The sequence below is a fragment of the Arthrobacter sp. P1_H7 genome (assembly GCF_056405215.1).
This window is the reverse complement of record NZ_JBFUCO010000009.1, coordinates 39630-65571: the sequence shown is the minus strand read 5'-3', so window position 1 is coordinate 65571 and position 25942 is coordinate 39630. Positions and strand designations below refer to the sequence as shown.

The 25942-nt window shown below is 66.6% G+C and carries 23 protein-coding genes, 1 tRNA gene and 1 pseudogene; 8 read left to right on the top strand and 17 right to left on the bottom strand.

What is annotated here, in order from left to right:
* Positions 1–24: 24 nt before the first annotated feature.
* The 6 genes from iolD to AC1DXI_RS10525 form a co-directional block, all read right to left on the bottom strand.
* Complete coding sequence (gene iolD, locus AC1DXI_RS10550; protein WP_476938555.1) at positions 25–1953, bottom strand: 3D-(3,5/4)-trihydroxycyclohexane-1,2-dione acylhydrolase (decyclizing); 1929 nt, start codon at positions 1951–1953, stop codon at positions 25–27.
* A gap of 39 nt (positions 1954–1992) precedes the next feature.
* On the bottom strand, positions 1993–2949 hold the full coding sequence (locus tag AC1DXI_RS10545; RefSeq protein WP_476938554.1) for a Cgl0159 family (beta/alpha)8-fold protein: 957 nt from the start codon (positions 2947–2949) through the stop codon (positions 1993–1995).
* Entirely contained in the window at positions 2946–3947 is a 1002-nt protein-coding gene (gene iolC, locus AC1DXI_RS10540) for a 5-dehydro-2-deoxygluconokinase (protein WP_476938553.1), read from the bottom strand. The genes AC1DXI_RS10545 and iolC overlap by 4 nt, the downstream gene beginning before the upstream one ends.
* A gap of 220 nt (positions 3948–4167) precedes the next feature.
* Entirely contained in the window at positions 4168–4572 is a 405-nt protein-coding gene (locus tag AC1DXI_RS10535; RefSeq protein WP_476938552.1) for a tautomerase family protein, read from the bottom strand.
* 174 nt (positions 4573–4746) lie between these two features.
* On the bottom strand, positions 4747–6027 hold the full coding sequence (locus AC1DXI_RS10530) for an alkaline phosphatase family protein (RefSeq protein ID WP_476938551.1): 1281 nt from the start codon (positions 6025–6027) through the stop codon (positions 4747–4749).
* Positions 6024–7667 (bottom strand): alkaline phosphatase D family protein, encoded by a 1644-nt coding sequence (locus AC1DXI_RS10525; protein WP_476938550.1) that lies wholly within the window; start codon positions 7665–7667, stop codon positions 6024–6026. Before AC1DXI_RS10525 ends, AC1DXI_RS10530 begins: the two co-directional genes overlap by 4 nt.
* Before the next feature lie 213 nt (positions 7668–7880).
* Between AC1DXI_RS10525 and AC1DXI_RS10520 the strand changes: the two genes are divergently transcribed.
* Both AC1DXI_RS10520 and AC1DXI_RS10515 read left to right on the top strand, forming a co-directional pair.
* Complete coding sequence (locus AC1DXI_RS10520; protein ID WP_476938549.1) at positions 7881–8243, top strand: ArsR/SmtB family transcription factor; 363 nt, start codon at positions 7881–7883, stop codon at positions 8241–8243.
* Positions 8240–8722: an SRPBCC family protein gene (locus AC1DXI_RS10515; RefSeq protein ID WP_476938548.1), complete on the top strand. Its 483-nt coding sequence runs from the start codon at positions 8240–8242 to the stop codon at positions 8720–8722. The genes AC1DXI_RS10520 and AC1DXI_RS10515 overlap by 4 nt, the downstream gene beginning before the upstream one ends.
* A 144-nt stretch (positions 8723–8866) precedes the next feature.
* Here AC1DXI_RS10515 and sucD read toward each other — a convergent pair whose 3' ends face one another.
* The 4 genes from sucD to AC1DXI_RS10495 form a co-directional block, all read right to left on the bottom strand.
* On the bottom strand, positions 8867–9769 hold the full coding sequence (gene sucD / locus AC1DXI_RS10510) for a succinate--CoA ligase subunit alpha (protein WP_018776033.1): 903 nt from the start codon (positions 9767–9769) through the stop codon (positions 8867–8869).
* A 12-nt stretch (positions 9770–9781) separates the two neighbouring features.
* Positions 9782–10951 (bottom strand): ADP-forming succinate--CoA ligase subunit beta, encoded by a 1170-nt coding sequence (sucC, locus tag AC1DXI_RS10505; RefSeq protein WP_018776032.1) that lies wholly within the window; start codon positions 10949–10951, stop codon positions 9782–9784.
* 406 nt (positions 10952–11357) lie between these two features.
* Positions 11358–13910, bottom strand: coding sequence for a DNA helicase PcrA (gene pcrA / locus AC1DXI_RS10500; protein WP_476938547.1), 2553 nt, complete (start codon positions 13908–13910; stop codon positions 11358–11360).
* Positions 13911–14526: 616 nt separating this feature from the next.
* Entirely contained in the window at positions 14527–15324 is a 798-nt protein-coding gene (locus AC1DXI_RS10495; protein ID WP_476938618.1) for an inositol monophosphatase family protein, read from the bottom strand.
* 161 nt (positions 15325–15485) lie between these two features.
* Here AC1DXI_RS10495 and AC1DXI_RS10490 point away from each other — a divergent pair, with 161 nt between their 5' ends.
* Positions 15486–16136, top strand: a complete 651-nt coding sequence (locus AC1DXI_RS10490) for a hypothetical protein (protein ID WP_476938546.1) — start codon at positions 15486–15488, stop codon at positions 16134–16136.
* Between the two features lie 197 nt (positions 16137–16333).
* On the opposite strand, the gene AC1DXI_RS10485 is transcribed toward AC1DXI_RS10490, so the two are convergent.
* Positions 16334–17356: a hypothetical protein gene (locus AC1DXI_RS10485; protein WP_476938545.1), complete on the bottom strand. Its 1023-nt coding sequence runs from the start codon at positions 17354–17356 to the stop codon at positions 16334–16336.
* Positions 17357–17573: 217 nt separating this feature from the next.
* On the opposite strand from AC1DXI_RS10485, the gene AC1DXI_RS10480 reads away from it, so the two are divergent.
* Entirely contained in the window at positions 17574–17723 is a 150-nt protein-coding gene (locus AC1DXI_RS10480) for a hypothetical protein (protein ID WP_476938544.1), read from the top strand.
* A gap of 104 nt (positions 17724–17827) precedes the next feature.
* Here the strand turns inward: AC1DXI_RS10480 and AC1DXI_RS10475 are convergent, their stop codons facing one another.
* The 5 genes from AC1DXI_RS10475 to AC1DXI_RS10455 form a co-directional block, all read right to left on the bottom strand.
* A complete protein-coding gene (locus AC1DXI_RS10475) occupies positions 17828–19360 on the bottom strand; it encodes a putative bifunctional diguanylate cyclase/phosphodiesterase (RefSeq protein WP_476938543.1) in 1533 nt (510 codons plus the stop codon).
* Positions 19357–19857, bottom strand: coding sequence for a DUF7793 family protein (locus AC1DXI_RS10470; protein ID WP_476938542.1), 501 nt, complete (start codon positions 19855–19857; stop codon positions 19357–19359). Before AC1DXI_RS10470 ends, AC1DXI_RS10475 begins: the two co-directional genes overlap by 4 nt.
* Positions 19854–21887, bottom strand: coding sequence for a glycosyltransferase family 2 protein (locus AC1DXI_RS10465; RefSeq protein WP_476938541.1), 2034 nt, complete (start codon positions 21885–21887; stop codon positions 19854–19856). Before AC1DXI_RS10465 ends, AC1DXI_RS10470 begins: the two co-directional genes overlap by 4 nt.
* Positions 21888–22924: 1037 nt before the next feature.
* Positions 22925–23104, bottom strand: coding sequence for a hypothetical protein (locus AC1DXI_RS10460; RefSeq protein ID WP_476938540.1), 180 nt, complete (start codon positions 23102–23104; stop codon positions 22925–22927).
* Positions 23105–23323: 219 nt separating this feature from the next.
* A complete protein-coding gene (locus tag AC1DXI_RS10455; RefSeq protein WP_476938539.1) occupies positions 23324–23590 on the bottom strand; it encodes a hypothetical protein in 267 nt (88 codons plus the stop codon).
* Between AC1DXI_RS10455 and AC1DXI_RS10450 the strand changes: the two are divergent.
* A pseudogene (locus tag AC1DXI_RS10450) lies at positions 23484–23897 on the top strand (carbohydrate-binding protein); the annotation flags it as partial. The gene AC1DXI_RS10455 and the pseudogene AC1DXI_RS10450 overlap by 107 nt on opposite strands.
* Before the next feature lie 93 nt (positions 23898–23990).
* On the opposite strand, the gene AC1DXI_RS10445 reads toward AC1DXI_RS10450, so the two are convergent.
* A complete protein-coding gene (locus tag AC1DXI_RS10445) occupies positions 23991–24797 on the bottom strand; it encodes a DUF998 domain-containing protein (RefSeq protein ID WP_476938538.1) in 807 nt (268 codons plus the stop codon).
* A gap of 82 nt (positions 24798–24879) precedes the next feature.
* On the opposite strand from AC1DXI_RS10445, the gene AC1DXI_RS10440 reads away from it, so the two are divergent.
* The 3 genes from AC1DXI_RS10440 (at position 24880) to AC1DXI_RS10430 (ending at position 25930) form a co-directional block, all read left to right on the top strand.
* Positions 24880–24952: transfer RNA gene (locus tag AC1DXI_RS10440), tRNA-Arg, on the top strand.
* Between the two features lie 64 nt (positions 24953–25016).
* Entirely contained in the window at positions 25017–25523 is a 507-nt protein-coding gene (locus AC1DXI_RS10435; RefSeq protein ID WP_476938617.1) for a DUF6314 family protein, read from the top strand.
* On the top strand, positions 25520–25930 hold the full coding sequence (locus tag AC1DXI_RS10430) for an NUDIX hydrolase (protein ID WP_018776020.1): 411 nt from the start codon (positions 25520–25522) through the stop codon (positions 25928–25930). The genes AC1DXI_RS10435 and AC1DXI_RS10430 overlap by 4 nt, the downstream gene beginning before the upstream one ends.
* Positions 25931–25942 lie beyond the last annotated feature (12 nt).

The following is a 25942-nucleotide window of genomic DNA, read 5'->3' as shown; positions in this document are numbered from 1 at the left end:
TTCGTGAGCTGGTGATGAAGGGGGTCAGCCGAGCAGCTTGCGCTGGCGGCTCTTGTGGTCGACGTAGGTCTGGAAGGCCTGCTTCGTGGAGTCGAGCTCGGAGACCTGGGAGACCGGAACGTCCCACCACGACTCGGAACTGGGGGCATCCAGCAGCGGGTCGGATTCGACGTGGATGACGATCGGGCCGCCGCGTTCGGGGGCAGCCTTGGCGTCGCGGATGGCCTGCTCGAGCTCGGCGATGACCTTCTCCCCCGGTTCGATGCGGATCACCTTCACGCCGAGGCTTTCGGCGTTCAGGGCCAGGTCGACCGGGAGCCGGTCGCCGTCGTCGAAGCTGTGGTGCTCCTCGTCCAGGGCCCGGTACTGGGTGCCGAAGCGCTGCGAGCCGAGGGACTCGGAGAGCGAGCCGATCGAGGCGTAGCCGTGGTTCTGGATCAGGACCACGATCAGCTTGATCCGCTCGGCGACGGCGGTGACGAGTTCGGTGTGCATCATCAGGTAGGAGCCGTCCCCCACCATCACGACGACGTCGCGCTGCGCCCCGCCCTTCGCGGCTTCGGCGAGGGCGGCCCGCTTGACGCCGAGGCCGCCGGGGATTTCGTAGCCCATGCAGGAGTAGGCGTATTCGACGTGGTAGCCGAACGGGTCCCGGACGCGCCACATCTTGTGCAGGTCACCGGGCAGGGACCCGGCGGCGCAGATGACGACGTCCTGGGCGTCCATGGCGCGGCTGGTGGCGCCGATGATTTCGTTCTGCGCCGGCAGCGGGGTGAAGCGCGTGTCGAAGGCCGCGTCCACCGTGGCGTTCCAGCGGGTCTTCTCATTCGCGATCTGCTGTTCGAGGTCCGCGCCGATCCGGTAGCCGCCGAGGGCCTGGTTCAGCTTGACCAGGGCCTTGCGGGCGTCCGCCACGATCGGCAGTGAAGTGCCGTGCTTGTAGGCGTCGATTGCGGCGACGTTGATGTTGATGAACAACACGCTCGGGTTCTGGAACGCGGTCCGGGACGCGGTGGTGAAGTCCTCGTAGCGGGTGCCGATGCCGATGATGAGGTCCGCCTCGGCGGCGATGGCGTTGGCCGCCGTCGTGCCGGTGGAGCCGATCGCGCCGAGGGAGAACTTGTGGTCCCACGGCAGGACGCCGACGCCGGCCTGGGTGTTGCCGACCGGGATCCCGGTGAGCTCGACGAACTTCGCGAGTTCCTCGTTGGCGTAGGCGTAGAGCACGCCGCCGCCGGCGATGATCAGCGGGCGCTTGGCGGCGCGGATGGCGTCGGCGGCGCGGCGGATGTCCTCGTCGTCGGCGTCGGGGCGGCGGATCCGCCACTCGCGCTCGGCGAGGAACTCCTCGGGCACGTCGAACGCCTCGGCCTGGACGTCCTGGGGCAGCGAGATCGTGACCGCGCCGGTCTCGGCCGGGTCCGTCAGGACCCGCAGGCCGTGGTGGAATGCGGAAAACAGCTGCTCGGGCCGGGAGACTCGGTCGAAGAACTTCGATAGCGGCCGGAAGGCGTCGTTGACGGTGATGTCGTAGGCTTCCGGGCGTTCGAGCTGCTGCAGCACCGGGTCAGCGGCCCGGGTGGCGAACGTGTCACTGGGCAGCAGCAGGACCGGCAGCCGGTTGGTGGTCGCGAGCGCCGCGCCGGTGAGCAGGTTCGAGGAACCCGGGCCGATCGAAGTGCTGATCGCGAAGGTCTGGCGGCGCCGGGTGTGCCGGGCGTATCCGACGGCCTGGTGCGCCTGGGCCTGTTCGTTGCGGCCCTGGTAGTACGGCATGATCGTCGGATCGAGCTGCTGGTACTGCTTCAGGGCCTGGCCGACGCCGGCAACGTTGCCGTGGCCAAAGATGCCGAATGTGCCCGGAATCAGGCGCTCCCGGAAGTCCTGGCCGCCGATCGAATCGACGGTGTACTGCTTGGACAGGTATTCGACGACGGCCTGGGCGACGGTCATTCTGCGTGTTCCTGATGCAGTGCTCATTCCCATGGGAAGCTACTCCGATACTTCTGTGGTGCGGGTGGATTCTGAGGCGGTGTGGTGCAACAGCGACGCGGCGGTCGCCACGGCGCCGGCGACGTCGCCGTCCTGCGGGTAGAGCAGGGTCCGGCCGACGGTCAGGCCCTGGACGCCGGGCAGGGCGAGGGCGGCCTGCCAGCTGGCGAACACCTCGTCCTGGCCGGCGTCCGGGTCTCCGCCGAGGAGCACGGTGGGCATGGTGGTGGACGCCATGACGCGTTCCATCTCGGCCACGACGGGGAGCTTCATCCAGGTGTAGGCGCTGCTCGCGCCGAGGCCTTCGGCGATGGCGACTGACTTGATGACGGCGTTGGTGGAGAGGTCGTTGCGGACCTTGCCGTTCTCGCGGACGGAGAGGAACGGTTCCACCATGGCGATCAGCCTGCGCTCGGCAAGGGAATCGATCGCCCGCGCGGTTGCTTCGAGGGTCACCACCGTGTCCGGGTCGCCGAGGCAGATGCGGGTGAGCATCTTTCCGCCGTCGGCGCCCAGGGCCTCCAGCGCGGCCGCAGTGTGTCCGGTGAACCGGTCATCGAATTCGTTCACCAGGCCGGAGAGGCCGCCGCGGTTCATGGAGCCGAAGAGCAGCTTGCCCTCGAGCGCGCCGAGCAGGAGCAGATCGTCCATGATGTCCGGCGAGGCGAGGACGCCGTCGACGTCCGGGTTGGCCAGGGCGATCTGCAGCCGGTCCAGGAGCTGGCGGCGGTCGGCCATGGCCACGGGATCATTCCCGACGGCGAGCGCACCGCGGGCCGGGTGGTCGGCGGCCACAATGAAGTTTTGCCGGTGGGCCCTGACACCGGGGTGGCGGCGCCGTGCCTTGGCGGCGCGGGCGATCGCTTCCGGGTCTTCGAGCCGGATAATGCTCAGGTGCTCGTAGCGGCGGGGATCATCGTTCACCGCACGGGCGGCGACGGCTGGGTTTGCACTCACAGTGCTGCTCCTTCGGTGGCGTAGGTACCCGGCAGCAGGCGGCCGCGCTCGGCGAGCAGGCCCGTAACTTCGTCCGGCGTCGGCATCGCGTCCGCGCAGGACAGGCGGGACGCGACGAGGGCGCCGGCGGCGTTGGCGAAGTCGAGGACCTGGGCGAGCGGCCAGCCGGAGAGCAGGCCGTGGCAGAAGGCCCCGCCGAACGAGTCGCCGGCACCGAGGCCGTTGACGGTTTCCACAGGCACCGGGGCGGAGACCACACGCTCGGTGCGGGTCTTGGCCATGACCCCTTCCGGGCCCAGCTTCACGACGGCGATTTCGACGCCGGCGGCAAGCAGCCGGTCCGCCTGTTCGTCCGGGGTGCCCTCCCCGACGGCGACGGCGCATTCCTTGTCATTGCCGATCGCGACGGTGACGTGCGGCAGGATCTTGGCGACCTGCTCCCGGGCTTCCTCCTCGGAAGCCCAGAACATCGGCCGGTAGTCGAGGTCCAGGATGGTGAACTGGCCGGGCTTCAGCCCGGTGCGGGGCCGCGCCTCGTGGGCTTTGAGGTGCGCGGTGCGGCTCGGCTCCTGGCAGAGACCGGTGACGGTGGACCAGAAGATGCCCGCGTCCCTGATGGCATCCAGATCCAACTCCTCCGCCTTGATCTGCAGATCCGGGGCCGTGGGGAAGCGGCCGTAGAAGTAGAGCGGAAAGTCTTCCGGCGGCTTGATCGCGCAGAACGTGACCGCGGTGGGCCATTCCTTGACCGGGGTGACGAAGGAGTCGTCCACGTTGAACTTGTGCAGTTCGCGGTGCAGGTATTTGCCAAAAGCGTCGTCGCCGGTCCGGGTGATGACGGCGGCGCGGCGGCCGTGGCGGGCGGCGGCGACCGCCACGTTGGACGGTGATCCGCCAAGGTACTTTCCGAAGGACGTGACATCCTCCAGATCCACCCCGATGTCATTCGGGTAGATATCAACGCTGATGCGCCCGATCGTGAGCAGTTCGTGGGTCACGGTGATCGCGGACCTTTCTGGTGTGAACTCGGTACCTTTGCGCAGCCTGAGCTTCGGTGCTTAGGGGGCCGGCGTGAGCCGGGCCACAAGCACTACTTTGCCTCAGAATCCATGTACTGTCAAAGGTTTGTACTGACATATTTACAACATGACACGGGAGCCCCAAATACCGCCCCGCACGGGTGTCGCTGCGGCGCAAGCGCCGGAACCGCCCCGGTAGTTACTTGGCGGGAATGCCGAGCTCACCCGTTACGTACTGGGCCAGGCCAAAACCGAAGGACCAGTCCCCCGCCGCGTTCTCGACATATCCGATAAAGACGTCCTCGCCCGCCACCCCCGCGGCGGCCAGCTTGTCCGCAATGGCGGCAAACAGGGACTGCTTGGCAGGCTGGCTGCGCCCGGCCTGGGTGAAGATCTGGATCATCACAACGTCCGGCGTCCGCTCGAAGCCGAGCCCGGCATCCTGGGCGACAATCTGTCCCGCGGGATGCTCGGTCAGCACGTGGAAGTAGTCCCGCTCCGGGATGCCGTATTCGGCCACGATGGCGGCATGGATGCCCTGGCTGAGCCCGCGGAGCTGCTCCGGGGTGCGGCCCTGGTTGACGTCGATTCGCACGAGAGGCACTCGCATCTCCTTCAGTAGTTTGTCCTGACATACTAACAAACTAAATTGAAGCGATGCAAGGATTTTCCGCATGGACACAGCAGCGCGGGGTCACCTGGCGCCCATCCCGAGGTTCGGGACGGCGCCAGGTGACCCCGCGCTGGGGTATTGCGCTTGCCGGAGCGGCAGGCCGGACTAGCCGGTAAAGGCAGAACTCCGGGCCGTGCCGTCGTAGCCGCCGGCGGGCGGTTTCAGCCCGTAAATTCCGCCGATGGTCGGCGCGACGTCCGCTGTCCTGGCGGCCTCGGAGGACACAACACTCTTTGCCACCAGCGGGCTGCCTCCGGAGACGAAGAACGGAATCGGCTCCGTGGCCGGGTGTCCGTGGTTGCCCGGGATGGGGTTAGAGGCAACGTAGGGGTCGGAGAAACGCCAGCCCGCGCGGCAGTAGGCCACCAGGTCGCCGGCTTCGGCCCCCAGGCGCAGCTCCCCCGGCCTGTTCACCGAGAACACCCCCTCATGGGCACCGACCAACTGTTCGACGGCGGCCAGTCCGGCCGCGCGGTCGGCGTCGGCGCCGGTCCAGTAGAGCAGGTCCGCCCCGCCGTTCTGGGCGATTTTGACGTTGGGCTGCAGTTCCGGACGGGACTGGAGGATCAGGTCGATGGAAATGACATTGCTCGGGACCGACCAGTCCATCGAGTGGTCGGCCAGCACCATCACTACGCTGGAGTCCCATTTGCCGGCGCTCTTGAGGTGGTCGATAAAGCGCCCCACCTGCACGTCCGTGTCCGCGAGGGCAGTTTCACGTGCTGCCCGCAGCGTTGTTCCCGAAAGGTCGGAGTGGCCGACGCGGTCAATGTCACCCAAATTAGTGAAAACGAAGTCGGGGTCGGGCCCGCTCACCATCGCCAGAAGGGCGTCCATTGTGGCGGCGTCCGGCGCGTGTCCGGTTACCGGAAGCACTGGCTGGGGCTCCCACCGGTAGCTGGCCCGGGCACCGAAGACGCCGTACAGGTACTTCTTGCTGAGCACCGACCCGGTGGTAAGCCCGCGTTCCTGCAGCCGCTCCAAGAGAGTCGGGAAGTGCAGGTCGGTTGAGCGGTCGAGGTCTCGGACCACGCCTTCGGCGCGGTCGAAGATGGCGTTGGCCGGAACTCCCGAGCGGTCCGGGCGGACCCCGGTCATCATCATGACGTGGTTGGGTATGGTCTCCATGACAGGCAGGGAGCGTGCCGCCGGGAAATTGCAGCCGGCGGCCCGCAGAGCGGCGAGCCTCGGCGTCAGGGCGGGTGTGATCTCGTCCGGGCGGCAGCCGTCCACGACGAGTACGTAGCTCCTGGTCCGGACGGCGGCAGGGGCGGCCCAGGTGGTGCCCGGCGCTGCGGAAAGGACGACGGCGGCACCGCCGGCGGCGGCGAGTTGCAGGAACTGCCGGCGGCCCGGTGTCAGGCGGTTAGTGGCTGAACGACTCACTGAAGGCCTCCTTGCATCCGGGTGACTTTGCCGGAGGTGGACTGCACTTGGAATGACGTGGATCGCGTGGCTTGGGACCCCGGGTCCGTTCGCTCCGCGAGGACGTACCAGTCCATCCGGACGCCGGCGGGCGTCACCTCGAGGACTGAGAAGCCGTGCGAGTCGAAGTCCAGATACTTCACGTGCGGGTTGGCTGCCTTGATGGCGTTTTCAACGCCGACGGATCCGGTCCGCGGCGGAACGCTGAGGATGTCATCGAGGTTGTCGCTCGTGACGGAGGTGCAGACCAGTTCCGCGGCCACGGAGTCGCCGGTGGCCGGGTAACTGGCCGGATCCGCGGGGATGTCGCAGGCCCAGCCGGAATGGATGTCGCCGGTGAGGAACACCGTGTCCTTGACGGCGTTGTCGCGCAGGTGGCGGACCACGCGGTTGCGGTCGGCCTCGTAACCGTCCCACTGGTCCACGTTGTAGGGCACGCCATTGATGGTTGTCCCGCCCATCAGCTTCTGCACACCAGCCAATTCAGCGGTGCTCAGGGTCGAGGGAACCCGGACCGGGGCAATCATGACGGGGTTGCCGACGAGCTTCCATTGCGGACCATCGGACTTAAGGTTGCCCAGCAGCCAGTCCATCTGGGCGGTGCCGGTGATGGTGCGGGCGGGGCTGCTGATCGAGGAGTCCGCGCCGCTGGCCGCCTGCTGGTCACGGTAGGAGCGCAGGTCGAGCATGGCCAGGCTAGCCAGGGAGCCGAACTCCAGGCGGCGGTAGATTTGGCCACCGGGCTCGTAGCGGACGGGCATCCACTCGGCGTAGGCCTGGTGCGCGGCCGCGAAGCGCTCGCTCCAGGCGCCTTCGGCGCCCGGAGTGTGGTTTTCGGCGCCGCCCTGCCAGGCGTCGTTGGCCGATTCGTGGTCGTCCCAGGTAACGATAAACGGGGCCACTGCGTGCAGGGCCTGGAGGTCCGGGTCGGTCTTATACTGCGCGTGGCGGCGGCGGTAGTGCTCCAGGCGGGTCATCTCGACGGCCGGCTCGTGCGGCCGGACCACGACGTCGCGGGCCTGGTAGTCGCCGGGCGCGTATTCGTAGAGGTAGTCACCCAGGTGGAGGACGGCGTCGAGGTCGCCGCGCGCGGCCAGATGGCGGTAGGAGGAGAAGTATCCAGCCTGCCAGTTCGCGCAGGAAACCACCCCGAATGTCAGCCGGTTCACCGCCGCCCCCGCGGCCGGCGCGGTTCGCGTGCGGCCCACGGGTGAGGTCTCCTGCCCCAGGGTGAACCGATACCAGTAGCTCGTGGCGGGCAACAGCCGGCCTGCAACGACCTTGACGGTATGGTCGCGGGCCGGGCCGGTGAAGGCAGTACCGCTGGCAGCTACTTTCGTAAACGCTTGATCGGCGGATATTTCCCAGCGGACGGAAACGTCCGGGCCGGCACCGCTGCCGGGGAGCGATTCCGGGGTGGGCGTGACGCGGGTCCACAGCAGCACGCTGCCCGGCATGGGATCTCCTGAGGCGATCCCGTGGCCAAAGAGGCCGATTGGGGAGGCTGAAAATGCGTTCTCGGAAGTGCTGGCGGCCATGGCCCCGGCAACGGCGGCGACCCCCGCTGAACGCAATACTTGACGACGAGAAAAGGTAGTCATGCGTTCCAGTATCTCCACGCCAAGCCGGCCAAAAATCGATTTTTGCGCCCCATTGGCCGGACGTTCGCCTAGAGTTCACCGCGGCGCGGCGCCCCCTTTCGCACGGGAGCGATACCGTCCTTGCCTTGCCGCGGGTCCCGTCCTATCCTTAAACAATCAAAAGGTTGATCAATTGTTAGGTTGATTAGCCGAGCGACGAGGAGGCCACACCCCATGGATTCCAGCGACGACGGTGAGCTCGACGCGGCCTTCCTGGCCCTCGCCGATCCGGTCCGCCGCCGCATCATTGCCCGGCTCAGCCGGGGCCCGGCCACCGTCAACGAACTGGCGGAGCCCTTCGCGATCACCAAGCAGGCGGTCTCGAAACACATCCAGGTCCTCGAGCAGGCGCAACTTGTCACGCGCACCCGTGACGCCCAGCGCCGGCCCGTGCACCTGAACCCCGCACGGCTGGAAGCGCTCACTGCCTGGATCGACCAGTACCGGCTGGTCCGCGAGGGGCAGTTCCGCAGCCTTGACTCCGTGCTTGAAATCCGCGCCGCCCAGAGCGGCACACAGGCAAAGGATGCATCATGAGCAACGCACTGAAACTGACAGTCCCCGAAGGGCTGCCCTTCATCGACTTTGAGCGCGACTTCGACTTTCCCGTGTCCGAGGTCTTCAGGGCGCACAAGGACCCCGAGCTCGTCGCCCAGTGGCTCGGTCCGCGGCGGATGACCATGACCATTGACCACTACGACTTCCGGACCGGCGGCAGCTACCGTTACACCCACACCGCACCGGACGGCAGCGCGTATGTCTTCAGCGGCGTCTTCCACACAGTCCGCGAGAACGACTTCGCCATCCAAACCTTCGAATTCGACGGCTACCCGGATGTGGTGAGCATTGAGTTCCTGACCTTCGAAGATCTCGGCGACGGCCGTTGCCGCCTCCGCGCACGGGCGGTCTACCCCAGCATGGAGGCTCGCGACGGCATGGCGCAGTCCGGAATGGAGGGCGGCATGATCGAAGCCTACGAGCGGCTCGAGGAAGTCATCAGCGGGGCCAAGGTCTAGGACTCGCCGGGAAGGTGGCCTGCCGCCGTCGTACTTTTACAAGCAGCCTTAAACAAGCAACGCGGGGTCACTCCGCGCCCATCCCACCGAGTGGAATGGGCCGTGAGTGACCCCGCGTTGCTGTGGTGCTGTGGTGCTTCGGACCTAGAGGGTCGCGAAGACTTCGCGCAGGAGCTTGGCGGTCTCGGACGGCGTCTTGCCGACCTTGACGCCGGCAGCCTCGAGGGCTTCCTTCTTGGCCTGGGCGGTGCCCGCGGAACCCGAGACGATGGCGCCTGCGTGGCCCATGGTCTTGCCTTCCGGAGCGGTGAAGCCGGCCACGTAGCCGACAACCGGCTTCGTGACGTGGGCCTTGATGTAGTCCGCGGCACGCTCTTCGGCGTCGCCACCGATTTCGCCGATCATGACGATCGCCTTGGTCTCCGGGTCGGCTTCGAAGGCTTCGAGGGCATCGATGTGCGTGGTGCCGATGACCGGGTCGCCGCCGATGCCGATGGCGGTGGAGAAGCCAAGGTCGCGCAGCTCGTACATCATCTGGTAAGTCAGGGTGCCCGACTTGGAGACGAGGCCGATGGGGCCCTTGCCCGTGATGTTCGCCGGGGTGATGCCGACGAGGGCCTCACCCGGGGTGATGATGCCGGGGCAGTTCGGTCCGATGATGCGCGTGACCTGCTTGCCGTTGGCGTCAACCTTGGACTGGGCCAGTGCCCAGAACTCAGCGGAGTCCTGGACCGGCACGCCTTCGGTGATGACGACAACCAGGCCGATGCCGGCCTCGATGGCTTCAACGACGGCGTCCTTGGTGAAGGCCGGCGGCACGAAGACGATGGAAACGTCAGCGCCGGTCTCGGCCATGGCTTCCTTGACGGTGCCGAAAACGGTGATCTCGGTGTCGCCGTGCAGGACCGTGGTGCCGGCCTTGCGGGCGTTGACGCCGCCAACAACGTTGGTGCCGGCCTTGAGCATCAGGGCGGTGTGCTTGGTGCCTTCGCCGCCGGTGATGCCCTGGACGATGACTTTGGAGTCCTTGTTCAGATAAATAGACATAGTCGAGTCCCTCTACTTCGCTGCGTTGGCGAGCTCGGCAGCCTTGTCGGCGCCCTCGTCCATGGTGGCGGCCAGGGTAACCAGCGGGTGGTTGGCCTCGGCCAGGATGCGGCGGCCTTCCTCAACGTTGTTGCCGTCGAGGCGGACGACCAGCGGCTTGTTCGCGGAGTGGCCCAGCTCGGCCAGTGCACCGACGATGCCCTTGGCGACGGCGTCACAGGCGGTGATGCCGCCGAAGACGTTGACGAAGACGGACTTGACCTGCGGGTCGCCCAGGATGACGTCGAGGCCCGCTGCCATAACCTCGGCGGACGCTCCACCGCCGATGTCCAGGAAGTTGGCGGGCTTGACGTTGCCGTGGTTCTCGCCGGCGTAGGCAACGACGTCGAGGGTGGACATGACCAGACCGGCACCGTTACCGATGATGCCGACTTCGCCGTCCAGCTTGACGTAGTTGAGGTCCTGCGCCTTGGCCTTGGCCTCGAGCGGGTCAGCAGCGTCCTTGTCTTCAAGGTGAGCGTGCTTGGGGTGGCGGAAGTCGGCGTTCTCGTCGAGGGAGACCTTGCCGTCGAGGGCAACGATGTCGCCGGCGCCGGTCAGGACCAGCGGGTTGACCTCCACGAGGGTGGCGTCTTCCTTCTTGAAAACGTCCCAGAGCTTCAGGATTACGCTGGCGACCTTGCCACGCAGTTCCTCTGCGAAGCCTGCAGCGGCGACGATTTCGTCGGCCTTGGCCTGGTCGATGCCCACGGCCGGGTCGATCGAGATCTTGGCCAGGGCTTCGGGCCGCTCAACGGCGAGCTGCTCGATTTCCATGCCGCCTTCAACCGAGCACATGGCCAGGTAGTTGCGGTTGGCCCGATCCAGAAGGACGGAGAAGTAGTATTCCTCGGCGATGTCTGCGCCCTGGGCGATCATCACCCGGTGGACGGTGTGGCCCTTGATGTCCATCCCGAGGATGTTGGTGGAGTGTTCAAACGCTTCGTCAGCGGTCTTCGCGACCTTGACGCCGCCGGCCTTGCCGCGGCCTCCGGCCTTGACCTGCGCCTTTACGACAGTTACGCCGCCGATTTTCTCGGCAGCTGCCTTTGCTTCTTCAGGGGTGTGCGCCACGATGCCAGCAAGCACGGGTACACCGTGCGCCTCGAACATATCGCGCGCCTGATATTCAAACAGGTCCACGGTTTAGTGTCCTTCTACGTCGAAGTAGTTTCTGTACAGCCGGACCCCACGTACTCGCGGTTACCGGGCTGCGGAATAAACGCACCCTGCGACAAGCTTGGAAACGAGCCACACGGCGCAATGCTCCTTTGGGAACTCTAGTCCTTCGATCGGACCAGCCCGTTCCAGAGTACCGGTTATGTGAGTAAGGACACTATTCTATGGAGCGTAGAAAAACCGCTAGATTACGGGGTTTTTGGGGTGTTCGACGGCGCTCCGAAGGCCGGCGCGGCCGTGCCAGACGCGCGTCCGTAACGTAGGGGAACAGCCCGTGCCAGCGGCAGGGTGGGGTGCCGGCGGACCCGTCTCCCGGCTCCGCTCGCGGCTCCCGCCGGGTCTTCGGCCAAACGTCCAGCTGTGCGGTCAGCTAGGCGTCCAGCTTGGTCAGCGGCGCGTAGCGCAGCAGCAGCCGCTTCTCGCCGACGTCGAACTTGACCTTGGCGACCGTTTTGTCCCCGGCACCCTCGACCGCAAGGACGGTCCCGTTGCCGAAGCTGGTGTGGTTGACCTTGTCCCCCACGCTGACGGCGACGACTTCCTTCTGCGGCTGGACCCTGTTCTTGGCCACCGCGGCGGGAACATCGGCGTTGAAGCCCGCGGACGGGCTGGCAGCGGCGCCGCGGGGGGTCCCGGCACCCCAGAACGATCCGCCATAGCGGCTGGACCCGATCCCGGCACCGCTCCCCCAGCCTCCGCTCTGGCGGCTGGCGCCTTCGCGCTTCCACTCGACGAGCTCGGCCGGGATCTCCTCGATGAACTGGCTGGCGGGGTTGTACTGGCTCTGGCCCCACATGCTGCGGACCTCGGAGCGGGTCAGGTACAGCCGCTTCCGGGCACGGGTCAGGCCCACGTAGGCCAGCCGGCGTTCCTCGGCCAGTTCCTTGGGATCAGTGGCGGAGCGCTGGTGCGGGAACAGCCCGTGCTCCATGCCGGTAAGGAACACCACCGGGAATTCCAGGCCTTTGGCGGTGTGCAGCGTCATGAGGGTGACGACGCCGAGCCGCTTGGCTTCGGCGACGGCGGCGGCTGTGTCTTGGGCGTCACCGCCGGGGGCGTCCGGGATCTGGTCGGCGTCAGCCACCAGGGAGACCTGCTCCAGGAAGGCGCCGAGCGAGCCTTCGGGATTGTCCCTTTCGTATTCCCGGACGACGGCGACAAGTTCGGCGAGGTTCTCCACGCGCGATTCGTCCTGCGGGTCGGTGCTGGACCGCAGCCCGGCAAGGTAGCCGGTCTGTTCGAGCACGGCTTCGAGTGCCGCGGCCGCACCGGAGCCGGAAGCGACCTCGGCGAGGTCGTCGAGGAGTTTCACGAAGCCCAGCACGGCGTTGACCGACCGGGTCGCCATGCCCGGGGCCTCGTCGGCGCGCCGCGCAGCGGCCATGAAGGAGGTGCGCTCACGCTCTGCCAGGGCGGCGACGGCACCCTCGGCACGGTCGCCGATCCCGCGCTTGGGTTCGTTGAGGATGCGGCGGAGGTTGACGTCGTCGTCGGGGTTGACCAGGACGCGCAGGTAGGCGAGGGCGTCCTTGATCTCCTTGCGCTCGTAGAAGCGGGTGCCGCCGACCACCTTGTAGGGCAGGCCCACCCGGACGAGGACGTCCTCGATCGAGCGGGACTGGGCGTTGGTGCGGTAGAAAATGGCGACGTCGCCGGGGCGCAGGTCGCCCTCGTCCTGGAGCCGGTCGATTTCCTTCGCGATGAACTGGGCCTCGTCGTGCTCGTTCTCGCCGACGTAGCCGACAATCTTCTCGCCGTCGCCCTCTGCCGTCCAGAGCCGTTTCTCCGGCCGGTTGGGGTTACGGGAGATCACCGAGTTGGCGGCGCTGAGGATGGTCTGGGTGGAGCGGTAGTTCTGCTCGAGCTTGATGGTGCGGGCGTCCGGGTAGTCCTTCTCGAACTCCACGATGTTGCGGATGTCCGCGCCGCGGAAGGCGTAGATGGACTGGTCTGAATCGCCGACGACGGTGAGCTCGGCGGCCTCGGGGCCCTCGCCGACGATCTCGCGCACCAGGGCGTACTGGGCGTGGTTGGTGTCCTGGTATTCGTCCACGAGGACGTGCCGGAAGCGGCGCCGGTAGGAGTCGGCGAGCGCGGGGAAGGCCCGGAACATGTAGACGGTCTCGGCGATCAGGTCATCGAAGTCCATGGCGTTGGCCTGGCGCAGCCGCTGGGTGTAGCCCTTGAAGACCTCGGCGACGGCCTGCTCGAAAGGATCGTTGTAGTTGGCGCTGGAGGAGTAGCTGTCGGCGTCGATCAGTTCGTTCTTGAGCGCGGAAATCTTGTGCTGGATGGCCTTGGGCGCGAAGCGCTTGGGGTCGAGGTCCAGGTTCTTTGCGACCAAGGTGATCAGGCGCAGCGAGTCGGCGGAGTCGTAGATCGAGAAGTTGGAGTTCAGCCCGACGTTCTTGGCCTCGCGGCGCAGGATCCGGACGCAGGAGGAGTGGAAGGTGGAGATCCACATGGTCTTGGCCCGGCCGCCGACCAGCGCCTCGATCCGTTCCCGCATTTCGGCCGCGGCCTTGTTGGTGAACGTAATGGCCAGGATCTCGCCGTGGTGCGCCCGCCTCGTGGCGATCAGGTACGCGATCCGGTTACTGAGCACGCGGGTCTTGCCCGAGCCGGCGCCGGCCACAATCAGCAGGGCGCTGCCGGCGTGCTTGACTGCTTCTTCCTGCTGGGGGTTCAGCCCCTCGAGGAGTTCGCCGGCGTTCGGAAGCTGCGGGCGGTCCCAGCCGCCGTCGGGCCCGTCGCCGTGCGCGCTTCCGCTGTGCGGGGCGCCGTGCGGGCCTCCGTGCGGGGCGAAATCCGGCCCTGAATCCAGGCCCGCCAAACCGGACCCGGCCCGCGCTTTAGTGCCTGCCGCCGCCTTGGAGGCAGCTTGGAAGGGTCCGTCGGCGTAAGGGTCAAACAACATATCCATGGTGTATCTAAGTCTAGGCGGTGGCGCTGACAGCCGTGTCCGCCCGCCGGGACATGCCCTCCCCTGCCCGCGCCCAGTGGACATAATCCCCTTGTGCCCACTCCTGGCCGCGAAGAATGAGCATGCCCCGCGGACGCTGCCCTGGAGAAGACCCGGGTTGTTCTGAAGAATGAGCATGCTCCACGGACACGGCCCAGCGGAACGAGCATGTCCTCCGCCACTCGTGACCAATGGACATACTCCCCGCGTGCCCAGTCCTGGCCGCGAAGAATGAGCATGTCCCACGGAAGCTGCCCTGGAGAAGACCCGGGTTGTTCTGAAGAATGAGCATGCCCCACGGACACGGCCCAGCGGAACGAGCATGTCCTCCGCCACCCGTGACCAATGGACATACTCCCCGCGTGCCCAGTCCTGGCCGCGAAGAATGAGCATGTCCCACGGAAGCTGCCCTGGAGAAGACCCGGGTTGTTCTGAAGAAAGAGCATGTCCCACGGACACGGCACTGCGGAACGAGCATGTCCTCCGCCACTCGTGACCAATGGACATACTCCCCTTGTGCCCAGTCTTGGCCGCGAAGAATGAGCATGTCCCCCGGGGAGGCCCGGCAGGCGGGAAGCTAGCCGACGCCCCCGGAGCTGAGCGCGGCGCGCAGCTGCTGGACCGCCGTCGTGCCTCCCGCGATGAACCAGTCCAGTCCGTTGACGCGCACGACGTCGGTCGCGCCGCCGGCCGCCTCGACAATCGCCTTCCCGGGCAGCCAGTCCCACTCGGGGCAGCTGTGCTGGAACCAGCAGCCGAGCTCTCCGTCCGCGACCCGGCCGAGGTCGCAGGAGCCGGACCCGAACATGCGCAGCGCGGCCGCCGACGTCGCTGCCGCGTGCCAGGGCATGGCACACATGGGATCGGCAAGCCACGTCGGGTGGATGTAGGTTGCCGCGCCGAGGTCGGACAGCGGCGTGTCGGAGCGTCCGGTGCCGCCGGACGTGCCGGGCAGAAAGGTCACCATTTTTTCGCCGTTGAGCGTCGCCGCCCGGGACGTCCCGCCCAGCCAGAGTTTGTCCTCCTCCGGCTGGAAGATGGCGCCGAGCCCTGCACCGGAGGAATCCTTCAGGGCAATGGCCGAGCACCAGTACGTGGATCCATGCAGGAAGTTGAAGGTCCCGTCGACGGGGTCAATGACCCAGGTCCGGCCGCTGCTGCCCGCCACGGAGGCGCCCTCCTCGCCCAGGACGGCGTCATCGGGCCGGCAGCGCCGAAGCTGTTCCAGGACATAGGACTCGGCGGCGTGGTCGGCGGCCGTGACCACGTCCGAGACAGACGTCTTCTGCCGGCCCTCAAGCCCCGCCTGCCGCATCAACAGCGCCAGCGTGCCTGCCTCGCGGACCAGGGCCTCGGCCAGTTGGTAGTCATCCATTGACGGGTCGAGTTCTGCGGTGCTGTGCCGGCCGAGCCGGTGTTTTCCTAGTTCGGTCACGCGTCCCAGACTATCGGCGCCCGTTGGCACTGAACAGCCGGCGCGGACGGCCGGGCAGACGGCGGCGCGGAGGGGCGTGCAGGACGGGCGATAATGGAGCCATGGCCAAGACACCCGCGCAGCGGATCAAGAAGCACGGCGCCAACGCGGCGGTCCCCCAGCACCATCTCCCTCCGGTGATCAATCCGACCACCAGCCGTTCACCGCAGAAGGCACAGAGCAACAGCAATCTGATTGTCATCGCCGGGGTCGTGGCCAGCCTGTTCCTGTTCTGGTATCTGCACCTGCTCACACTCAACCAGCTCACGCAGTTGTCGGGCGGCCAGGCAATGCCCGATTCGTTGGTCGGCGGCTTTGACCTGGGCTTCGTGGAGCAACTGCGCGCGGCCATGGACGCCGATGCCCGGGGCCAGCTGAACTACGTCCATAAGACGGCCGGCATGCTCTTCCCGCTGATCTTTGGCTTCACCTGGCTGCTGCTGATCGGAACCAACGTGGCCCGGAAATCACTGAGCTGGGCGCTGTGGTCGCTGCCGCTGCTCTTTGCTGCGGTCCGGCTGTGGGGCAACACAGCGATCGACGAAATGATGTCCGCCGACACCCTCGACGGCGGTCAGGTCGCCCTGGCCTCCGGTCTCACCGTGGCCGGCTGGGCACTTCTGGCGCTGAGCGTCGTGGCCGGCGTCGCCGCCGTAATACTTGGCCGCAAGGCTGCCGCAGCCTCCCCCACCCCGGGACATGTCCAGTCCTGATCCGCGCGGCAGGGCTATTTCCCTACACCCGGCTTAGAACCAGGGACATGTCCATTCTTGGTCGCGGCGACTGGAGTCGTCCCTCGCACCCGGCCTCGAGCACGGGGCATGTCCAGCGTTCGGCCCGGCCGGTGGACATCTTGCCATTATGTCCAGTCCTCGAGTCCAGCGGAGGGAATGCCCACTTCAGCGCGAAGTCAGGGCACTTCGCTCAGGAATTCGAGGGCCTGTTCCGCACGTTGCGAGGCTCCCGCCTTCTCAAAGTAGTCGGCGGCTTCCAGTAAGTATTTGCGCGCTTCGACCCCGTTTCCCAAAGCGGCGTGCGACCGTCCCAGAAGCAGATAGGCCTCGCCCAGTATTTGCGGCGACGTCTTTTCGGGGACCGGGAAGATGTCGTCGAGAGTATCGACCGCCGATTTCTGATCCCCCGCCAGGAAATTCCAGTGGCCGCGGTTCAGCTTGAGCAATATGTGATCTTCCTCAGTGCCGCCAATAACATCTGTGGCTAGTTCCGCGCGTTCAATGCAGCGCAGGGTGTCCGCATCCGCGACATCGGCGGCGAGCCGCATGGCAGCTGACGCCTTATTGAACTTTGCCCAGACGGTCAGGTTCCGGGCCGGTGAAAAGGTGGCAGCGGCGAGCTCGTGATAGTGCAGCCCCTCGGCGACTTTGCTGCAAAGAAACGCGACGTTTCCAATGACCCAATACGCCTTGCCCACCAACTGGTCATCGACTTCGCCCGAGATGATGTCGGCCATGACAAGGCTTTCCGCCCACGCTTCGTTAAGCCTCCCACTATCGGCAAGCGCCGCAATGAGAGCCTGCCGGGCCTTGACCGCAATTTCGACGTCGTCTTCGCCGTCCATGAGGTCCGCTGCGATTCTCGCCTCGTCGGCGGCCTCTTCGAGCAGACCCATGCCCCGGCGGGTCAGGGCCAGAAGGATGTGTACCTGGGCCTGAAGTTGCCGGTTCCCCTCCCAGGGTTCAGCAATCAATGTGCTGGCGAGTTCTGCGCAAGCTTCGATTTCTCCGGCGGCAATGAGGCTTTCGGCCCGGAACAACGTCATGTGCCACCACGACGACGAATCACCTTCAGCAATGGCAATATCCGCGGCCATCTGCGCGGCGTTCGCGGCCTCGCTGAAGTCGTGACTGGACCGGAGCTCGCGCGCCTGCAGCTCTGCAGCGGCGTACGAGGGTGAAACGGAACTTTGTTGCATGCCTCAATTATCCGTTGCCGAAGGAGCGGAAACGAACAAACCGCGCAAGCAAGACCTGCGCAATATTGTCTCAGGACTTCCGAAGCTTCGCGCGAATAACACGACTTCGCACATTGCCGAGCGAATCGTTATAGAGCGGCGTGTCGTTTGGCCCTATACTAAATCTGCACCACAAGTCACATGAGTCACATCAGCCTCTTACGTATCAGGAGTCCTTATGAAGAAGACCCTCGCAACACTCCTCGTCGCCGGTGCGCTGGCTGCCGCGGGAATGTCCGCCTCCGCAGCGATTTCTGCTGCAGCTGACACCTCCGGACACAGCTCAGTCACCGCTATCGGTTGGTGGCCGGACTCCATCAAGAAGTAACGGAGACTGCATTGACAGGCGGCGGGTGTCGGAAGTGATTCCGGCACTCGCCGTCACTGTTTGATCTTCGTTCACACCCCGCCCAACATCCACCAGGCCCGGAGCTACAACAGCTTTCCATTCCCCGCAAACAACGCCACGATCTCGCCCGCCGGCGCAGGCCTGCCAAAGTAATAGCCCTGGCCGCTGCCGCAGCCCATCTCTCGCAAGACTTCCGCCTGTTCCGCCGTCTCTATCCCCTCGGCCAGCGCCTTCAGGCCGCAGGCGTGGATGAGGTGCAGCACCGCGGCGACGAAGTCCCGTTGCTGCTCGTCGTCGCCGAGGCCGCTGATCAGGCTGCGGTCGATCTTGACCACGTTCACCGGCAGCTTGCGCAGGTAGCTGATGGAGGAATAGCCGGTCCCGAAGTCATCGATCTCAAGCTGCACGCCGAGCCGGCGGAGACCGTTGAGCGAATACTGGTCGACGTCGCCGCCGTTGACCGCCATGGACTCGGTCAGCTCCACGATCAGGTTTGATGCATCCACGCCGGTCTCCCTGAGGATGTCCCGCACATGTTCGATCAGCTCGAGGTTTTGCAGTTCGGTGGTGGAAATGTTGACCCGGACGTTAAAGCTGCTGTCCACCTGCAGGTCCTGCTGCCATTTCCGCAATTGGCGCACGGCATTGCGCAGCACCCAGTGGCCCAGGTCCACAATCATGCCGGTTTCCTCGGCCAGGGGAATGAACTGGTCCGGCATGAGCAGACCGCGCTCCGGGTGGTTCCACCGGACCAGCGCCTCCACGCCCTCGATCCTACCGGTCGCGAGGTCCACCACCGGCTGGTAGTGCAGGGTCAGCTGGTCCTGCCGGATGGCCTCGCGCATTTCCGTAATCATGACGCTCTGCAGCCGGCGCGCGTACAGCAGGGCCGGCTCGAAGACTTTGATGCTGCTGTGCTGCTGCGCCTTGGCCGCGTACATGGCCGTGTCGGCCTCCATGACCAGGTCATCGACGGACTGGCCGGGCTCCGCGATCCGCAGGCCGATGCTCGTTCCGCAGGTGACTTTCAGGTCCCCGACGTCGAGGCTCTCGCTGAGTGCCTTGAGGATCCTGTTCGCCACCCGGCGTGCCCGGACCAGATTGGACTTCGGCAGCATGACGGCGAACTCGTCGCCGCCAAGGCGCGCCACGGTATCCGTGTCGCGGACGGCGTCCTGGAGCCGGCGTGCGATGGCCCGCAGGACGTCGTCGCCGGCGCTGTGCCCCAGGGTGTCGTTAATGCCCTTGAAGGAATCGAGATCCAGAATCAGGAGGGCCGGCGGCATCTCGCCGCGCGCGGACTCCGCCAGGGCATGGCTCAGGACCGAGTTCAGTGCCGTCCGGTTGGCGAGCTGGGTCAGGGGGTCGGTCAGCGCCATGCGTTCGAGCTCCACCTGCGCCTCGCGCAGCATGGCCGTGCGGCTTTCGACCCGCTCTTCCAGCTCCTGGTAAATGGTCTGCAGGTCATCGGCCATCAGGTTGATGCCGGCGATGACGGCGGCGACGTCGTCGCGGGCTCCCGAATGCGGGATCCGGGTGCTCAGATCGCCTCCGGCGATCCGCACGATGCCCTCCACGAGGGCGTGCAGCCTGGGGTCCGGCGCTTCATTATTCACGGGGTGTACTGCCTTAGCCACTCGACGGCCGCGGATTCTGAGGTGAAGAACTGGGCCGGGATCGTCTCGCTTCGGGACCGCAGGAGGTAGTGGGCAATGACCCGGTCCACCGGGCTCTCGCCCACCAGGGCGAACGCCGTCGCCGCTATGGAACCGCTGTAGACCTGGCGGGCCTCCATGCTGACACCGACGACGCCGGTGATGACCAGGAGCACCGGCATCCGCCGACCCGCGGCGAGCGTGCGGACGATGTCACCGGCGATGCGCGCCTCCGGACCCTCGATCTCCTGGTTGGCGGGCAGCAGGACCTCGATGATTCCGCCGTCGATCATCCGCACTCCGATGCTCCGGGCGGCACCGCCGTCGGCAGGCGCCCCGTCGGTTGACCGGACCGCGGACACCGCCGCCGCCCCCAGAACGGCGCCGGCTGCCGCTGCCGTGTCCGGCAGCCCCTCCGGAAGCCGTCCTTCGGGCCCGGCCAGGGCCTCGAGCGTCATCGGACCGCAATTCGACGGCGGCGGTCGGCGGAGCCCCGGAGGTCACGGTTCAGCCGTCGGTCGCCGTGATAGAGAATCGTTTCCCAGTCGACTTCCTCGGCTGTCTTGGCTATCACGGGGCTCTCCTTCTCTTTTTTGGGCCTGGGACTGACATACAGCCAGTTAACCACCCCGAGGAAGACATCCACGGCGGAGTTGAAGACTCCGATGTAAGCGCGGATCGCGCCCGCAGCCAGGACGGCGTTGACGGAGGCGAAGGCCACGTTGCCCCAGTTCCCCACTTGCGCGTCCCGCCATACGGTCAGCAGCGAGAAGGCGACGATCGCGTACGGCGTCAGGACGTAGATCGCCGGGGCGGCGGTGCGGTCCTTGACCTTGGGCGTGCGGGCGAAGGGAATCTTGTCGCCTGTGACTGCCTGCTGCAGCGATTTCAGCACGCCCGCCAGGTTGACCGGCAGCAGCACGAGGTTGAAGCCGTAGATCCGGAGGATGTCACTGAAGCGGTGCCCGCAGTCGCGCAGGTCGCTGCCCATGGCCAGGAAATACGGCAGGGCCGCGAGGAACACGATCGGACTCAGCAGCCGGCTGTCATAGGGGTACGCCAGGAGGAAGACGAGGCCAAAGCTGGCCCACGCGATGGACGCCATGTAGTTCACCCGCAGCAGCACCTCCCGGAACAGGATCGCGCGGCGCTCGGACCGGTGCTGGCGGAGCTGGACCCACAGCTTGGGCAGGATCAGCAGGCCGCCATTTGCCCAGCGCCGGCGTTGAACCACGAGGGAGCCGAAATCCGGGGGTGTGGCGCTGTAGCTGAGCCGTTCCGGATAGTTCACCAGGGTCCAGCCGTGCTGGCCGAGATCGATGCTGGATTCGGTATCTTCGATGACGGTTCGGTCCTGGATGTAGGTCCGGATCTCGAAGCCGCCAGTGGTCTCCACCTCGACGATGTCCTCCAGTGCGCGTTTGCGGATGACGGCGTTGGCGCCCACCCAGAAAGTCGCACCGTAGTAGGTCATGCCCTGGTGGAGGATGTGCTGGAGGTCGGTCGTGGCTCCGGCAACCCGCTCGATGCGGGTGGGGGCCCCACGGAAAGAAGAATACGGCGTCTGGGTGACCGCGACGCGCTCGTTGCCGGCCGATTCCAGGAAGTAGACCAGCCGGAGGCAGTAGTCGCGCAAAAGCAGCGAGTCGGCGTCGAGCGTCAACAGATAGGTCGTGTCCGGGACGTCCATGATCTCGCCGTCCAGGTCAGGAACGACGCCGGCGCCCACCTTGCGCAGGATCACGCCGTCGGCTGTGGTTTCCTTCTGCCAGGTGTGGCCCATCAGCGAAATGTAGGCGTTGAGGTTCATGGCCTTGTTCGCCTCGTGGGAAAGGCTCGCGTACTTCTTGCGTTCGAACGTTTCGGTGGAGACGTTGAAGATCCAGGTCAGCCGGAGGTACAGCTCTTCGATCCGCGTGCGCGGCGGCGAGGTCTGCTGGGCCAGCGCAGCGTTCAGTCCCAGGAGCACCAGCCTCAGCTCGCGGGCCAGGCCCATCAGGACGAGGTCGACGAAGAACTCGTCGACGTGGTCCTCCACTGTTTCGGCAGCGGCCATCGATTCAAGCCATTCGGCGGCTGCCTCATATTCGGCGATCAGCAGGGCCACCTCGGCCGCAGTACCGCGCCCGTGCGCCTTTTCCCGGCTGCGGAATTCGGCCAGGGCAGTGTCGAAGCGCGCGGCCGGGACGCTGAGCTCTGCGGCGATCTCGGCGGTCAGTGCTCGGGTCTTGTCCAGCCGGACCCGGTCACCAAGGTCCGAGGGATGCGGCGGGTCATCGAGCAGCAGCACCACTTTGAGATCCGGGAACTCCTGCAGCGCCGCGGACCACAGCGTCGCCCGCACCACCTGGGGCTCTTCGGCATAGGAGGGCACCAGCACGGTGACGCCCTCGGAGTACTCGGCGAAGTGCCGGTCCAGCTCGCCGCGCGGCACCCTGGCATGGTCGCGGAACCGGTACAGGGCGCCCTGCCGGGCCATCAGGTACATGAGGGCGGAAAACGTCAGAAATGTTACGACAATCAGGTAGGAAACCGTCTCAAACTGAAACCTGAAACCCGCATTGGGATTGTCAGCGAGCTCTTTCAGAATGGTGGAAATGACGTACGTTACCCAAGCCGCCAGCGTCGTGAGAATTCCCAGGCGGCCAAGGATTATTTTGCGCCGGGATGGTCTCGGATGAACAATTGACAGCGGCTCGGAACGCCGCTCTGCCCCCCATTGACGGCGCCGGACCGCACCTTTTAGTTCGGTGGTCGCGCTTTCCGAATCCAAGCGCGGCAAGACAAGCTGATCTGGCATTAGTCCCCATAAGACTGCAAAGTCGGCATATTGGCTCGCGCCTACGGCAAAACCCGCACGCCGCACCGGAATGTTCCGGTGAGTGCACTTATGATAATGCAAGGTCAGAGGCTTGCCGGACATCAGACACCCCGGAAATTTCACGAGCTGATGCCGGCTGCCGGCGCGTGCCCGGCTGCCCAACGAAAGACGCACAAAGGGGACCCCGTGTCCGAACGATTCCCAGGCCGCAAACTATCAGTGGTCCGGCTGGGTGTACTCATCGGCGCCGTGGTGGCGGCCGCCGCCGGCGGCGTTGTCGCATGGGGCAACTTCCAGGACGTCCGGGCGGCCGAGGCCATCCCGTCCGTTTTCTCGGGATATGTCGATGTCACAGCGACGCCCCGGTACGCATTCGAGGACCCGGCGTCCAAGGAAGCCGAAAAGGTCGTGCTGTCCTTCGTGGTGGCTGATCCCAAGGATCCGTGCTCGCCTTCCTGGGGGGCCGCCTACTCCCTCTCGGACGCCGCCGCCTCGCTGGACCTGGACCGGCGGGTGGCCCGGCTTCAGCAACTCGGCGGCACCGTGGCGGTGTCCTTCGGCGGGCTGGCCAACCAGGAGCTGGCCGTTGCGTGCACCGATCCTGCCCAGCTCAAGTCGGCCTACCGGACCGTCGTCGACCGTTATCAGGTCAACAGCATCGACCTCGACGTGGAAGGCGAGGCCCTGTCCGACCCCGCGGCCCTTCAGCGGCGCTCGGTGGCCATCGCCGCGCTCCAGCAGGACCGCCAGCGCGAGGGCAAGTCCCTGAGCGTCTGGCTGACGCTGCCGGCGGATCCCAACGGCATCACGGCGTCGGGCAGCGACGCCGTCCAGAAGATGATCACCGCGGGGGTCGACCTTGCCGGGGTGAACGCCATGACCATGGACTACGGCGGGAGCATGCTGCCGGGCCGGTCGATGTACGAGAACGCCATGTCCGCCGCGGAAGCCACCCATCAGCAACTGACCGACCTGTACCGGGCCTCCGGCACCGAACTCGGCAGCGGAACGGTGTGGCGCAAGGTCGGGTTGACGCCGATGATCGGCCAGAACGACGTCGCCGGCGAGATCTTCACGCTCAAGGACGCGCAGGAACTGAGCGCCTACGCCAGTGCCCGCGGCATCGGCCGGCTTTCCATGTGGTCCCTGAACCGTGACCGCACCTGCAGCCAGAATTTCCCGGACGTCACGAAGGTTTCCGATGGCTGCAGCGGCGTGGACCAGGGAAGCTCATCCTTCGCCACGATCCTTGGCGCGGGTGTCATGGCCAGCCCGTCGGCTGCGCCGGCCGCCGCGGCGGCGCAGACGCCGGTCCCGGCCGTCAGCGACAACCCCTCCACCAGCCCGTACCCGGTGTGGTCCGAGGCCACTGCCTACACCGCCGGGGAGCGGATCGTGTGGCATTCGAACGTCTACGAGGCCAAATGGTGGACCCGCGCCGACACCCCGGATAACCCCGTCCTGCAGGGCACCGCGACCCCCTGGCGCATTATCGGTCCGGTCCTGGCCGCCGACCGGCCGACGCCGCAGCTGACGGCACCGGCCGGGACTGCCCCGGCCTGGCAGCCGGCCACGGTCTACCGCAAGGGCGCCCGGGTGCTCTTCGAAGGCCGGGTGTTCGAAGCAAAATGGTGGACCCAGACCGACAGTCCCGAAGCTGCGCTGCAGGGATCGCCGGAGTCGCCGTGGTCAAAGCTGCGGGACGAGGAACTGACCCCAGGGCCCGGGCCCTCCGGCCCGGGCCCKGGGGGCCTGAACCGCCGGCCAGCCTCAGCCGGCCTGCTTCAGGCGGGCCCGGGCGAGCTTGCGCACCGTGCGTTCATGCTGGACCCGCTGGGCGATGACAAGGCCGGCCGCGGCGACGCCGACGGTGATGGGATAGCCCATGAGCCGCTCCAGGGTGCCGGGTTCCGGCACGTGCATGTCCGTCAGCCCGCCCGCAATGAGCGCCGTCAGGGACACAACCCCGCAGCCCAGGATGAACCACCCGAGCGGCGTCTGCCGGAGCCAAAGCCGACCGAGGACCAGGAGCGCCAGGCCCCCGGCGGCGAAGTACATCAGGGCACCGGCCACGTGCCAGGCCGATCCCGCGTCCTCGGGCACCAGCCCCACGATGACCGTTCCTGCCCCGGCCGTGCCGGTCAGCAGCCGGGCGGCGACCGCTGCCACCACCCCCGCGCCCCMGCGCGCGCGGCCGTGCGCCCGCCCCGGCACCCGGCCGCGCCTGAGGGGCACTCCGGTCCGCGCGGCACAACACAGGAGCGCCGAGCCGAGCAGCAGCGCGCCGACCATCATGCCAAGGCCTTGGACCACAAACGACGCGTTCATCAGCAGGTGCGCCGGCGAGCAGACGTCCCGGCCGGAGAACTCTCCACACGCCACGGCGCCCAGGTCGCTGATGTAGCCCGTGCGGCGGCTGTATGGCTCCGCTCCCGCCCAGGCGCCGATCACAGCCGACTCGGCCACGAAATACTGCAACACGCTCAGCTTCGCCAGGGCCCCGACGTAAAACCTGGTCGCGGCCACATCGGGGTAGTAGAGGGCTCCGGCGGAAAGCTCGGCGGTTCCTGCAGTCATGCCAAGAGCGTAGTACGCGCGCTCACCTTGTATGCTTATATCCGTGTCCGACCGGACCGGCCCCGGCCGCCCGCGGATGCCCGCCCTCGTAGCTCAGTGGATAGAGCACGGCTCTCCTAAAGCCGGTGTCGTTGGTTCGATTCCAATCGAGGGCACTTGAACATTCCTGCCCCGGACGAAACCCCGGACACGGGTCCGGACTTTGACCTCCGCGCCTATCTGCGCGGCTCCTGGTCCGTCGACCGCACCCTGCTCGACCGCAGCACCGGGATCAACGGAACCTTCACCGGCGTCGTACGCTTCACCGCCCACGACGACGGCGGCCTGTTGTGGCGTGAAGAAGGCACCGTGCGCTGGGCCCCCTTGGACCGCGCACCGTTCACCGGCCCGGCGAGCCGGGAATATCTGCTGCGGCCGGCCGACACCCCCGAGGTCCTGGACGTGTACTTCCCGGACGGCCGCCCCTTCCACCGTATGGGCTTTGACGGGCAGGCCAACCAGGACGAGCACTGGTGCGACCCAGACACCTACCGCGTGACGTACACGTTCCGCGGACCGGACCAATGCGGCTACCGCTGGGATGTCACCGGCCCCGCCAAGGACCAGCTGCTGGAGTCCGTCCTGCGCCGGCTGGAAGCAGGACCAAGCCCAGTTCCGGATCCAAGGCCAGGCGTAACGCCGGACGCGGTCCCGGATACCGCGCCGGATGCAGGGCGCGCCGGATGAACCCGCGCATTGTCGTCTCCGCGGTCTGCGTTTTCGATCGCTCCGGGCGCCTCCTGACCGTCCGGAAACGGGGCACGGACAAGTTCATGCACCCCGGCGGCAAACCCGAGGCCGGCGAAACGGCGGCCCAGGCGGCGGCGCGCGAGCTCCAGGAAGAAGTGGGGATCGTGCTGGCCCCGGACCGGCTGGACCTGCTGGGCTGCTGGCTGGCGGATGCCGCCAACGAGGCGGCCACCCAGATCGAGGCCACGGTCTTCACGGCGCCCGGGGTGTGGAGCGCCCGGCCGTCGGCGGAAATCGCCGAGATCCGCTGGCTGGACCTGTCCGCCGAACTGCCCGGCGACCTCGCCCCGCTGCTGACGGACCATGTGCTGCCGGCCCTGTCCGCCAAGCCGTCCGCGGGCTAGGACCGTACAGGC

What these genes read in the sequence shown, in the direction of transcription:
- AC1DXI_RS10430 (WP_018776020.1), top strand. Translation starts at nt 25,520, where the DNA reads ATGAACCCGCGCATTGTCGTCTCCGCGGTCTGCGTTTTCGATCGCTCC.
- AC1DXI_RS10515 (WP_476938548.1), top strand. Translation starts at nt 8,240, where the DNA reads ATGAGCAACGCACTGAAACTGACAGTCCCCGAAGGGCTGCCCTTCATC.
- sucD (WP_018776033.1), bottom strand. Translation starts at nt 9,769, where the DNA reads ATGTCTATTTATCTGAACAAGGACTCCAAAGTCATCGTCCAGGGCATC.
- AC1DXI_RS10495 (WP_476938618.1), bottom strand. Translation starts at nt 15,324, where the DNA reads ATGGATGACTACCAACTGGCCGAGGCCCTGGTCCGCGAGGCAGGCACG.
- AC1DXI_RS10480 (WP_476938544.1), top strand. Translation starts at nt 17,574, where the DNA reads ATGAAGAAGACCCTCGCAACACTCCTCGTCGCCGGTGCGCTGGCTGCC.
- pcrA (WP_476938547.1), bottom strand. Translation starts at nt 13,910, where the DNA reads ATGGATATGTTGTTTGACCCTTACGCCGACGGACCCTTCCAAGCTGCC.
- AC1DXI_RS10460 (WP_476938540.1), bottom strand. Translation starts at nt 23,104, where the DNA reads ATGGTCATGGCGTTCACCCCGGCAAGGTCGACCCCCGCGGTGATCATC.
- AC1DXI_RS10525 (WP_476938550.1), bottom strand. Translation starts at nt 7,667, where the DNA reads ATGACTACCTTTTCTCGTCGTCAAGTATTGCGTTCAGCGGGGGTCGCC.
- AC1DXI_RS10470 (WP_476938542.1), bottom strand. Translation starts at nt 19,857, where the DNA reads ATGACGCTCGAGGCCCTGGCCGGGCCCGAAGGACGGCTTCCGGAGGGG.
- iolD (WP_476938555.1), bottom strand. Translation starts at nt 1,953, where the DNA reads ATGACCGTCGCCCAGGCCGTCGTCGAATACCTGTCCAAGCAGTACACC.
- AC1DXI_RS10520 (WP_476938549.1), top strand. Translation starts at nt 7,881, where the DNA reads ATGGATTCCAGCGACGACGGTGAGCTCGACGCGGCCTTCCTGGCCCTC.
- AC1DXI_RS10465 (WP_476938541.1), bottom strand. Translation starts at nt 21,887, where the DNA reads ATGTACCTGATGGCCCGGCAGGGCGCCCTGTACCGGTTCCGCGACCAT.
- AC1DXI_RS10490 (WP_476938546.1), top strand. Translation starts at nt 15,486, where the DNA reads ATGGCCAAGACACCCGCGCAGCGGATCAAGAAGCACGGCGCCAACGCG.
- AC1DXI_RS10485 (WP_476938545.1), bottom strand. Translation starts at nt 17,356, where the DNA reads ATGCAACAAAGTTCCGTTTCACCCTCGTACGCCGCTGCAGAGCTGCAG.